The organism is Bacillus sp. FSL K6-3458, from assembly GCF_038005045.1.
Lineage (GTDB): Bacteria > Bacillota > Bacilli > Bacillales > Bacillaceae > Bacillus > Bacillus altitudinis.
In genome coordinates this window covers 2,241,123-2,253,090 of record NZ_JBBOSI010000001.1, presented here as the reverse complement: position 1 = coordinate 2,253,090, position 11,968 = coordinate 2,241,123, and the positions used below count along the sequence as shown (strand labels likewise).

Below are 11,968 nucleotides of genomic sequence, written 5' to 3'. Positions count from 1 at the left end.
CGCCAAAGAAGTCCAAATGTTTGCAGTAAATGTTGTGCAACTTTTGGGTGCTCTTTTGCCATAAGAAAAAGCACACTCGCTTGAGTGTGCTTTGAGATTTGTATAAAAAGAACCCTTTTTCTGCTTTTAATTGCCTTGCTATGTGATCAGCTTCCGAATGCCCCATTGAGCAATTTCAACCGCCTCTTGACTCAACAGATTGTCGATAGCGGCTCTCTGGCATTTTTCAGTTAGCAGCTGAAAACTTTCTACCTGCTTTTGCGACTTCTTCAGGTGGATCAGTTTGGATCACCGCTAAGTCATCAGTAAGCAAAATCTCCTGTGTAATTTCCACAAAATCTTGCAGTGCTGACCTCACCTTGTCAGGATCATTCTCCAAGTCTTCATCGGTGTACGAATCCCATTTAAACAAAACGGAATTCAGCGCATCTTGTGCCGCCCAAAACTCACGACGCATGTGGCCTTTGTCGTATTTGTTCTTTACCTCTCCTTTAGAAAAGAAGTTTTTAAGCAAAGAAAAAAGCCCCTTCTCATCAGAAGCTGGCTCACGTTCTTGTTTTCCTATGTCTGCTGTTCCGGCCATTGAGTATCCAGTGATCTCGCCCTTTTGAATCTGTTCCCAGATTTCATCAGATGCTTTTGTCACAAGGACCCACGATCCTTTCTTGATAACTTCATCACCCATTTCAAAGTCAGACGGAGCAATGTACGATTCAACGACTTCCCCGACACCGCCTTGAAAATCATGCTGCTTGTCGATCTCACGTGCATCTTTCAGGAACCCATGAGCGGCTTTCTCGATTTCTTCTGGTGTCATGTAATCCCCATGTGCTTCAGCTACGTTTGGTTCGTATACAATTCCATACACAAGACGCTGCGAATCATCAGACTTTGCAATGACCTTGATCTCTTTTTGAAAGTCTGGCTGCTTTTCCGACTTCATAAAAAAACTGCTTTTGATTTGCAGCCTTGTCTACATATGATACGTGTGTGATTTTTGCATTTATCGATTCGCGTGGCAATTCATTCACCTCCTTTCAAGAATCTCTCTGATCGTTGCTAAATACGGAAGCAATAGACACTATATTTTTCTTGAGTTTTTTACCGATGAATTTTAAACTTCCCAAAATTAATTCAGCAGGATACTTTAAGAATGTAAATATAAAAACAATTAGGGATACAATATTTTCTCTAAAAAAGTCCATATTAGTTTTTTTCTGCTTCGTATCAACAAAAGCAGTGTTATATGTACTAAAGGTAAAATATAATAAAATCGCCGAAATACATATGCCCAGTGAGATAAGAAATTCATGTAACTTACCAAAGGTGGTAATACCTAAGATTGCAAAAACCATTACAGCAAACCAAGATAGGCATACAACTCCATAAATTGTTCTCTCAATAAAAAATGATAATTTCAATAAAAACCTGAGTATATAATTCATATCCACCGTTTTTTTATACCAATTGTAATCTTTATAAATCACCTCAAATAATTTCCAATAATCCTCCTCTACAATAAGTTTCAACAGCTTAGTATTCACTATAACTTCTTGATACAATGCTTCATTATCGTCTATAAGAATCTTTTTAAAGGCAAATTCAGTTTTCAAAAAGTTATCAATAAGCTTTCGATTTCCTAGCCTAGAAATATTGATTTTATTGGAATTAAAAGAATTAAAAAATTCTTTAAGAAGTTCAATTTTACGTTTCTTATCTACAATTGCTTCAATATCTTTTAGCTTAAAGTAAATAGGCTCAATTAATGTTTCCATATTTTCCTGAGCATTTTTATAAAACCTGTCTAAATCTTTGTGTTTAACATTGTAAAAATAAGCAATAGTAGCTGATAAAACAGCAGTAATTAAAGATAATCCAGCTGCTACTACTGCTATATTTTCTTTAACTAACTCCCACAATTCTGAATTCATCAAATAACCCCATTCTTTGAATAATGAGGTTATTATACTATTTCATTCCATGTTTTGTAAGACTCTTCTTCTAATCTCTTCTTTTTCCTCAGCTGACAAACCAAGAATAACAGGATCAACCACAGGACCAACCGCACAATGACAATTTACTCGTTCCTTTGGCGTGAGCTGTGTATCTCTCGGAAACATGCACCGCTCTCCGCTGCCTGGTATCTCAAATTCTTCATCGAGAGGGATGATTGTTCCATCCAGCTGCACATGGCTTTCTCTCGAATGGTTCTTTTTCCCTCCGCTGTGTTTCCACTTCTTCCCCGTTACAGCTGGAGATTGTACATATGATTCGTGTTGAGCGACGGATGAGGCAGTCAACACTTCAGTTACAGCTGTCACACGTGCGCGCTTGCGGCTGAATTCGGGAAGGTCTTTCAGCTCCAATTCAATCTTCTGGATAGAGCGGCCTTCTTTTATACCCTCTTTCAGCGTTTCCTCAATGGCTGTATGAGTATTTAGCTTCATCAGTTGCGCCAACTCCTGCGACCATGATTCAATCCACTGTTCAGTTTTCTAAGAAAGCACCTTAAAAGGAATATCTGCATCGATGGAATGCATGATCTTCTCGGCTAACTGCGTGACGGTAAGAGTCAGAAAGACATCAGTTTCTTTTCCAAACAGCTCCGCAAATTCATCAGCTGCAAACAAGTCATTTTGGAAGAACGCTAGAATTGATTCTAACGTCTCTGAATCGTCCTTGGATATAAAACAAAACCATTCAGAGCATTTAAAAACGTCCTGCGTTGCAATCTGAACAATTTAGCGGTGGTTTTCTCGTATTCTTCTATCAAAGAAGGAATGTCTTTTAGTTCAGGGGAATCTGCTACAGCTGCTTCAAGTTCCTTGACCTCATCTTCCTCCGCTTTTTGCACAAAGGTATTGATGTTTTTTATCAGCTTATCAATCTTGCTCATTTGCGGATCTCCTCTAGTTCATCCCTAAGGTCTTTAAGGATCGATACCAATTCATTCTGAGAACCTGCTGACTTCTGAAACACCGTATCAAGTAAGCTAGTTGATGCCTTTGGCTTCGCCTCAATTGGTCGGTGATATTCTTCCTCTGGCCATTCTTCTAAAGTTTTTCCTAGAATACGGCCAGCCAGATCACGAAGGTCATTCGGTGAAACCGCTCCTGCTTGAATAAACGGTGTAAGAACCTTAGCAATTTCGAGCGGATCACGAAAGTCAGGACCATTTAATATGAGTCGTACATGCCAGAGATCGAGATCAGGAAGAAAGAGTGTGTTGAACTTGCCAGTGATGATCATTCTTTCAGGCTGAAATACCTGCTCTTCCGTTGTCTTACGAGCGGTATCAGCTGTCGCCTTGTTATAATCCTGTGATTCGCCTGTGTAGATCGGCGGCAGACGGAAAGAAGAACGTATCTTGTTTCTCGTCTTCTCGTCGTATTCGAGGAACAGGGCATCCTCCTGAAGAATCTCCGCCAATGACTTTATTTCAACTTTAACAGGTGCTGGATCTTCGTCATTGCTTACTTCGTCTTTTTTCTTTTTAGGAATACCTTCGACTTCAAGCAAAAGGAATTTATGTGCATTATCTGAACCCTCTATGCCGTTCATGTATTCCTGAAGCTGCTCATATGAAGATTCAGAAAGCATTCCATTCTCTACAGTAATTGCAGCCGGCACATGCCGCCCTTGTTTAAAGTACAAATAGTTCAGCTCTTCAGCTTTACGGGCTCCATACATATTGACGATGTTACCAATCCAACGAGGAACACCATATGTACCGCTGCCGCTCTGCTTGAAGTCCAATAACACCAAAAACCTTGAAAGGTATTAAGCCATTCAAGGTTTTTTTTAATCTCATTAAAAATGAACTAATTTGAATTCATTTTTGAAAGGAAATCTTGAAGAACTAATTTTACTGGTGAATTCGCAGTAGTAGCCAACACATTATTTACACGTTCTAAAATTTGAGGATGCTCCAATATCAATTTTTTGCCTTCCTCAATTGGAAAACTTCTCAATGTATCAATACAGATCTCAAATAGTTCTTTATCATTAGTATTCAACAAATCCATTAAAATTTTCAACTCATATTCATTGCACTCATTATCCAGACAATACGCAATTTTCCGCTGCCACTCTATTGGCTTATTGCGCACCTGATTTGATAATTCTTCCCAATCGTTCAGGCTAAAATCCGAGAGAATCTCACTAGCAATCAAACACCCGTCGTCATACCACGAATCTACCGTTGTATCAGCAGATAAAAGATTATCTAATTCCTTAAACACATTTAATACCTCCATTTAAATTAAAATCCTGATGGGCGTAAAGCATTTTCTGTACCTGTCGGATACCCGCTAGTTACATCTTTCCCCACTTTAATCACATCAATTTCTACACCATCAATACGTGCTCTATGCCAAGTTGCTCTATCTCTTAATCTTGATGAAATAGCTGCTGTATCTCCAACGTTGGTAATACTTTTGAGAATTTTCTCATCCTTCCAAGAATCAGGAAAGAGCGTGCTTTTTTTAATCTTAGAGATATTTCCATCAGAAAACTGTTTTGTAAATACAACATTTTTTGTACCATCCGCATTTGTTGATAATACTTCAACTGCAAATTTTTCATTATCATTATTAATTCTAGGCGAATGTCCACCTATTAACTGATTTTTGGGGACCTTCCGTTGTCCTTCTAGAATCTTAGCTTCAATTTCTGGACTAATTACAGTTCTTCTAGCAGAATCTCCACCTGCACCCTGAATTCCCACCTTTCCATGAAACCCTTTTGCCCCAAACGGTAAAAGCATCCCCAGAGCCGCATTCATACTCGCTTCCTGCTGTTCTTTCGAGACTTTGTTTCCAAACATGTCTCGACCTGTAATTGCTTCGCTGAAGCCGTTTGTGGCGGTGAGGCCATATAAACCTTTTTGAGATGTTTTCAGGGCGTCAAAGGATTTTTGTGACGTCTTGTAAATGTCCACTGCCCTGACTGCGGCTGACGTGGCTTGAGTTGTTTTATAGACGGCCTTTCCGCCTTTGAAAATACGTCCTGCCCAGCCGACAATCGGGATGTAGCCTGCTGCTGCCATGCCGCCTGCGGCGACTCGCTGTCCTGCGGTGAGTTCTTCACCTGTGATCGGATCGACACCTGTTGCGGCACGTTTTGCATCGTTCACGCCTGTCAGTTCATTGACGATATTTCCTCCGTAATCAAGAGCTTTTTCATACCACGGACGGTTGGCTAGCGCTTCTTGTTCCTTTGCGATCTTGCGGGCTTCTTCTTGATCTTTTTTGATTTTTAGATATTCAGAAGTTTGCTTCTCAATATCGCTTTTTGCCTTGTAGATTTCGCTATTTTGATACGCTTTCTTGTCAAAATTCATAGGCGAAATGGATTTTCCGTCATTTGTCGCATTCATCATTTCTGCGTACAATGCCATTGTAGCCTTTTCCTCAGTCTCTGACAAAGCATATTCATCTTTTAGATTTTGATCAAGTTCTATTAAATCTTTAACCGTTTTCTTCCGTTCATCTTCCGCATCTGCAATCTTTTCGTCAAAGGTTTTACTATCAAATACCTCCAGAGAAATGAGGTCGTCAATATCTTGAAAAATCGTTTTGAGTGCCTTTTTTTGATCCTTCACGATGCTTTTGGCATTCTTGATTCCCATATGTACAGCGTTGTCTAAAAAGTGTTCTTCTACAAAGGTGTCGCCGCCAAAATTTGTATCATCAAGTGTCCCAGAAACACCTTCATGAAAGGCTTTTTGTTTATCAATGAAGCTAATAAACATGTCCACATTTCCTGCAAGTTCTTTGTAGAAGCTTTTAATGTTATCGGCACCTTTTCCAGTGAAGTCGTCACCGAGATTGGCAACACCTTGAAGTGCCTTTTTTAAATCGACCATTTGTTCTCGTAGTTCCTGGTAGTGTTTTGCCCTTGTATCCATGGCACTGGTTAGTGCTTTTGCATCAAGTATCTTGCCCAGAAGAATTCACTCCTTCCTATTCATTGACGAGGTCAATTTTACCAATACGAAGTTTGTCATTAAATAGGAATATAGATACAAAAACAGTACTTAATATGTAAATGATCAGAAGCATATCCTCGCTATTTTATTTTTCAAAGAAAAGCACCCCCTTAACATTGTGCTCTCTTAAGACTTAGACTTAAGCAATTGTAGCTCTTGGTCCATAATATCTGCTGCTTCGTTAATAAATTGAATGATCAAATCTAAATCTTCTCGTTTGTATTCATTTGTGAGCTGTTTAGTGGATGCTGATAAGGATAGAAAGAGTTCCTTCACTTGTGATTTCCCAGCCGTTAATGGAACAATGATGACTCTTCGCTTGTCTTTTGGGTCCTTCTCCCTTTTGACGTAGCCTGCTTTTTCTAACCGGTCAATGAGAGCGGTGACCGCACCTGAGCTAAGACCGGTTTTTTCACTTAATTCACCTGCTGTGAGTGGTCCAAGTTCGTTTAACAAATCTGCTGATTTGAGATCTGTTGGGAAAAGGCCGAGCGATTGAGCGGCTGCTTGGTGAAATAGGACTGTTCGTGTAGCAAGGCGTCTCATCGTATGAATGATCTGGTCCGCTCGATCTTCTGCCTCGTTCTTTGTTGACAACTTGTTCTCCTCCCTTTAAAATCAATTTATCTTGATCATCAAGATAAATGTTCTCTTACTTTATCATTAACTTGATCATAGCAAAAAAGTGAAGAGAACGTAAGCAGGAGGTAAATGAAATGAATAACGTGGATCATAAAGGCAAGGCATCCACTCGCTTTGTTGTCATCGGTTTGCTGTTAGGGATTTTTATGGCAGCGATGGACAACACCATTGTCGCAACAGCAATGGGAAGCATCGTCGCCGATTTGGGCAGTTTTGATAAATTTGCTTGGGTGACTGCTTCTTATATGGTGGCAGTGATGGCCGGTATGCCGATTTATGGAAAGCTTTCAGATATGTATGGTCGAAAGCGTTTTTTTCTGTTTGGACTTATTTTCTTTTTAATTGGATCTGCGCTGTGCGGCATCGCACAAACAATGGATCAGCTCATTATTTACCGTGCGATTCAAGGACTTGGAGGCGGTGCTCTTCTTCCGATCGCTTTCACGATTATCTTTGATATCTTCCCGCCAGAAAAGCGCGGGAAAATGTCCGGTATGTTTGGTGCAGTGTTTGGTTTATCGAGTGTATTAGGACCACTCTTAGGTGCTATTATCACAGATTCGATCGGCTGGCATTGGGTGTTTTATATTAACGTACCAATTGGTATTGTCAGTGTGTTCTTGATCGCCAAATTTTATCAAGAATCGCTCGAGCATCGTAAGCAGAAAATTGACTGGTCAGGTGCCATTACACTTGTCGTTGCGGTTGTCAGTTTAATGTTCGCCCTTGAGCTTGGCGGAAAATCGTATGCGTGGGATTCTGTTCAAATCTTGACACTATTTGCTGTGTTTGTTGTCTTTGGCACCATCTTCTTCATTGTTGAACGGAAGGCAGAAGAACCGATTATTTCATTTTGGATGTTTAAAAATCGTTTGTTTGCGACATCTCAAATTTTGGCGTTTTTATATGGCGGGACGTTTATTATTCTAGCTGTCTTTATTCCTATCTTCGTCCAGGCGGTGTACGGTGAATCTGCAACAAGTGCCGGGTTCATTTTAACACCGATGATGATTGGTTCCGTGATTGGCAGTATGATTGGCGGAACGATGCAGACGAAAGTACCTTTTAGACGATTAATGACCATCTCTGTGATTTCATTTTTTGCTGGGATGCTGCTGCTTGCCAATATGTCGCCTGATACAGCAAGATTGTGGCTTACGCTCTTTATGATGATTTCAGGTTTTGGCGTTGGATTTAGCTTCTCCCTTCTGCCATCTGCTTCAATGAATGATCTCTCTCCGCGCTACCGCGGCAGTGCTAATTCTACCAATTCATTCATGAGATCACTTGGGATGACTTTAGGCGTGACGATTTTTGGAACGATTCAAACCAATGTCCTGACAAATCGTTTAGCAGATGCTTTTAGCGGAATGAAAGGAGCTCCCTCTCAAGTGGGTGATCCACAAGCCATTTTTCAAGAGGGGGCACGCTCACAAATTCCGCCTGATATTTTAAATAAAGTGATTGATGCGATGTCACAAAGTATTACGTATGTATTTATGATTGCTTTATTTCCGATTGCACTTGCGGCGATTACGGTCGTATTTATGGGGAATGCACGAGTACGTACATCAAATGAAATGAAAGAAAGCGAATAATGTGAAAAAAGCAGAGCGATGTGGCTCTGCTTTTTTTCATCTTATTGATATAAAAGTTGGGCTTTTCCTTCACTGCCAACGATCTTTATTTTAGATGTGACCATGTCTTTGGCTGCTTGTTTTGCTTTTTGTAAATACATACGCGGATCTAAGCTTTCAGGTTCGTTTGAGAAATGATCACGAATCGCTTCAGAGTATGCATTTTTCAATTCAGTGGACACATTGACCTTTGCCATACCGAGTGCGACACATCTTTTGACATCCTCATCTGGTACAGCTGAACCACCATGAAGGACAAGCGGCACATCGACAAGCGCTGCAATTTGTTCAATGCGGTCAAAGTCGATATCCGGCACCCCTTTATAAATGCCGTGGGCCGTGCCGATCGCAGGTGCTAAAGTAGGTACACCAGTTTCTTCTACAAATTGACGGCATTCTGATGGAATGGCTTTTTGAGCATCCTTTTCATCCACGACAATATCATCTTCTATCCCGCCTACCTTGCCTAACTCAGCTTCTACATTCACACCTACTTTTAAGGCAAGGTCAACCACTTCTTTTGTGCGGCGTACATTTTCTTCATATGAATGCATGGAAGCATCGATCATCACGGATGTATATCCTGCTCGTATACAAGTAAGAATCACATCAAAATCAGTGCAATGATCGAGATGAAGGCCGATTGGTATTTGGTATTGATCAGCTGCCGCCTTTACTGTATCTGCAATGGCTTTTGCGCCAAGCGATTGGACCGTGCCAACCGTTGTTTGCAAAATGACAGGTGATTTTAATTCAGCTGCCGTTTCGAGTACCCAGTAAATACTATCAAAGGAATGTACATTGAATGCGACAATTCCGTATTTTTCTTTTTTTGCTGCTTCAAGCATAGGTGTTGTGGAAAGTAAAGGCATGGTCAAACATCCTCTCTCGTCAAAATATCTGTTTTTAATACAGCGAGCATTTCTTCATTTGTTCTTGTTTCTAGCAGTTTTTGTCGTCTCGTTTCATCCATTAATCCGCGTGAAAGAGCAGAAAGTGCTTGTAAGTGAGTGGTTCCTGCTTCACTTTTTGGAATGAGTAAGGATAAGAAGAAAAAGCAAGGCTTTCCATCAAAAGCGTCCCATTCGATTCCGGTTTCTGTACGGACGATGACGAGTGCCGGTACTTGAATGGCGTCTGACTGTGTATGCGGAATGGCAAATCCATCTTGAAAGCCGGTTGTACTCAGAGCTTCTCTTTCAGCTAGTCCTTTTTTGACAGCCTCAGGAGATGTACAAATCCCTGCTTTAGAGGCAATGTCAGCTATGGCTGCGAAAACGCCAGCCTGTGAAGAAGCTGTTTCATGTAGATTCATATAAATATGTTCCATCATTTCTCTTCCTCCCTATTAAACTGCGGGTTTGTCTATTTTCTTGCGGTAAAGTCCGTATAGAATCGCACCTACAAGTGATCCGATGAGTATGGATAGTACCCACTGGAATGCGCCTGTGACGACTGGAAGGACAAGGAATCCGCCATGCGGAGCTGGAACCTGTACGCCAAAGAGATACGTCAATATAGCAGAGATGGCGGAACCAAACATGATAATTGGCAGGACAACGACTGGGTTTTTTGCTGCAAATGGAATGGCTCCTTCGGTAATATGAGTCGCTCCGAGAATATAGTTGATCATCCCAGCATTTCGTTCTTGTGGTGTAAAATGTTTTCGGAAAATCGTTGTGGCAATCGCAATGATAAGCGGCGGTGTGATACATGCTGCTGACACCCCTGCCATGAAGTAAAGGTTACCTTCTGCGAGTAAAGCCGTTCCTGTGACATAGGCTGCTTTGTTAAAAGGTCCTCCCATATCAAATCCACACATGGCTCCAACAATTAAACCTAAAAGCAATGGATTTGTGGATTGAACTGAGGAGAGAAAATCCATTAATGAATTATTTAGCCCTGTAATTGGAACTAATAGCGGGGTCATGACAGCCCCAATTAAGAAAATACCAATGACAGGATAGATGAAAATTGATTTTAATCCGTCAAGTGATGCTGGTAATTTTTGAAGCAGGAATTGAAGAAGTACGATGATATACCCTGCTGCAAAACCTGCGATAATACCACCTAAGAATCCAGCGCCTCCATCGTTTGCAAGCAAGCCACCGATAAATCCGACAACCATCCCTGCGCGCTTGGCGATTGAATCAGCGATAAATGCTGCTAAAATAGGTACCATTAAGCTAAAGCCGAGTCCGCCAATGTTTTTCAAGTAGGCAGCAAACGGATGATACGTTTCATGCTGTGGATCAGCTGAGTAAATACCGAATAGAAAAGATAAAGCAATTAAGACCCCGCCTCCAACAACAAATGGAAGCATGTGTGATACACCGTTCATTAAATGTTTGTAGATGGTGTGTATCCACTTATTCGCTGACTTTTGTTGAGCTGATGAAGGCGCAGATGATTTTTCTGTTCCAGAAGCTCTTCCTTTCACTTGATGAACGGGGGCTTCTCCATTGATAATGCCTTGAATCAGTTCGTTTGGTGTGCGAATCCCCTTTGCTACAGGCACTTCAATGAGTGGTTTGCCGTGAAAGCGATCTGTATTCACATCTTTGTCAGCAGCGACAATGACCCCATCGGCCTCCAAAATGTCTTGATCCGTTAAAGCGTTTTCAATTCCTACTTGACCATGCGTTTCAACTTTGATGTCGACCCCTAATTGCTCAGCTGCGATTTTTAATGCCTCAGCTGCCATAAATGTGTGCGCAATGCCTGTTGGACAGCCAGTGGCAGCGACAATTTTCTTGCGGCTCATGTGAACTCCCCCTTATATGCTCTGAATGTGTATTTGCTCAATTAATGAATCAATGTCATGTAAATCACTTAACCCTTTTGAAAAGGCGGTAGATGCCCCTGTTGCAATGCCGTAGCGTAAGCATTCTTCATGAGGTTGTCCTTCCAGCTGTTTACTTAGGAATGCAGCGAGCATGGCATCACCAGAACAAGCCGTGTTTACGACCGTTCCTATTGGTGCATTTCCTTTTAATACGGCTTCGTTTGTAAGGAATAGTGCACCTTCTCCTCCTCGGGAAATGAGTACTTGCTCTGCACCCATCTCGATCAGCTTTCGTCCTGATTCAACGAGTTCTGTTTCTGATAAACGGTGGGTTTTTCCAAAAAATGCGGCTATCTCTTCTTCATTTGGTTTTAGTAAATATGGTTTGTATTGAAGTGTTTCTAAAACCGCTTTAGAGCTTGTGTCTAAAATAAATTTCACGTTGTTTTGATGACAAATAGCGGCTATCTCTGAGAAAATGCTAGCAGGAACGCCTTTAGGCAGACTCCCTGACATAATGAAGATGCTGCCTTTTGGAATGGTCGAGATTTTTTCGCGAAAGGCATCAAGCGCTTTTGCCTCAATAGCAGGTCCTTGATTCACAAGCTTGTATTCTTCCGTTGTGTTAATAAATACATTAATGCGTGTAATCCCATCCACTGGGATAAAATCAGTTTGAATGGAGAGATCTTTTAACGATTGTTCAATATATGAACCTGAAAACCCAGCAATAAATCCTAATGCAGTGCTGGTGAAGCCATATTTCTTTAGCATAATGGACACATTAACACCTTTTCCATTCGGCTGATAATCCTCATCTTCCGTGCGGTTGACTGTATCTGCCCGCATTTCTTTTAATGCAATATATAGGTCAATAGCAGGATTTAAGGTGCAGGTATAAATCAATTGGTTTCA

The 11,968-nt window shown here is 41.0% G+C and carries 8 protein-coding genes and 4 pseudogenes; 1 reads left to right on the top strand and 11 read right to left on the bottom strand.

Annotated features, from left to right (window positions below; all coding sequences use genetic code 11):
- Positions 1-486 precede the first annotated feature (486 nt).
- The 7 genes and pseudogenes from MHH23_RS12010 to MHH23_RS11980 form a co-directional block, all read right to left on the bottom strand.
- Positions 487-1,022: pseudogene (locus MHH23_RS12010) on the bottom strand (XkdF-like putative serine protease domain-containing protein); the annotation flags it as partial.
- Positions 1,023-1,037: 15 nt separating this feature from the next.
- Positions 1,038-1,931: a hypothetical protein gene (locus tag MHH23_RS12005; protein ID WP_340959555.1), complete on the bottom strand. Its 894-nt coding sequence runs from the start codon at positions 1,929-1,931 to the stop codon at positions 1,038-1,040.
- A gap of 42 nt (positions 1,932-1,973) precedes the next feature.
- A pseudogene (locus tag MHH23_RS12000) lies at positions 1,974-2,896 on the bottom strand (phage minor head protein).
- Positions 2,893-3,738, bottom strand: a pseudogene (locus tag MHH23_RS11995) (phage portal protein); the annotation flags it as partial. The pseudogenes MHH23_RS12000 and MHH23_RS11995, both read right to left, overlap by 4 nt.
- Before the next feature lie 83 nt (positions 3,739-3,821).
- On the bottom strand, positions 3,822-4,241 hold the full coding sequence (locus tag MHH23_RS11990) for a hypothetical protein (RefSeq protein WP_017367369.1): 420 nt from the start codon (positions 4,239-4,241) through the stop codon (positions 3,822-3,824).
- A gap of 20 nt (positions 4,242-4,261) precedes the next feature.
- Positions 4,262-5,908 (bottom strand): T7SS effector LXG polymorphic toxin, encoded by a 1,647-nt coding sequence (locus MHH23_RS11985; protein ID WP_445285658.1) that lies wholly within the window; start codon positions 5,906-5,908, stop codon positions 4,262-4,264.
- Positions 5,909-6,115: 207 nt separating this feature from the next.
- Positions 6,116-6,586, bottom strand: coding sequence for a MarR family winged helix-turn-helix transcriptional regulator (locus tag MHH23_RS11980; protein WP_217967098.1), 471 nt, complete (start codon positions 6,584-6,586; stop codon positions 6,116-6,118).
- Positions 6,587-6,705: 119 nt separating this feature from the next.
- Here MHH23_RS11980 and MHH23_RS11975 point away from each other — a divergent pair.
- Positions 6,706-8,227, top strand: a pseudogene (locus MHH23_RS11975) (MDR family MFS transporter); the annotation flags it as partial.
- Between the two features lie 43 nt (positions 8,228-8,270).
- On the opposite strand, the gene MHH23_RS11970 reads toward MHH23_RS11975, so the two are convergent.
- The 4 genes from MHH23_RS11970 to pfkB are packed head-to-tail and all read right to left on the bottom strand — an operon-like array spanning position 8,271 to position 11,959.
- Entirely contained in the window at positions 8,271-9,140 is an 870-nt protein-coding gene (locus MHH23_RS11970) for a class II fructose-bisphosphate aldolase (RefSeq protein ID WP_268431981.1), read from the bottom strand.
- A 2-nt stretch (positions 9,141-9,142) separates the two neighbouring features.
- The gene (locus MHH23_RS11965; protein WP_268431980.1) at positions 9,143-9,601 is read right to left on the bottom strand and encodes a PTS sugar transporter subunit IIA; all 459 of its coding nucleotides are present in this window, start codon (positions 9,599-9,601) and stop codon (positions 9,143-9,145) included.
- A gap of 15 nt (positions 9,602-9,616) precedes the next feature.
- Positions 9,617-11,032 carry a PTS fructose transporter subunit IIC gene (locus tag MHH23_RS11960; RefSeq protein ID WP_340959552.1) on the bottom strand — a complete coding sequence of 472 codons (1,416 nt, stop codon included), beginning with the start codon at positions 11,030-11,032 and terminating at the stop codon, positions 9,617-9,619.
- Between the two features lie 12 nt (positions 11,033-11,044).
- Complete coding sequence (gene pfkB, locus MHH23_RS11955; RefSeq protein WP_047947356.1) at positions 11,045-11,959, bottom strand: 1-phosphofructokinase; 915 nt, start codon at positions 11,957-11,959, stop codon at positions 11,045-11,047.
- Positions 11,960-11,968: the final 9 nt, after the last annotated feature.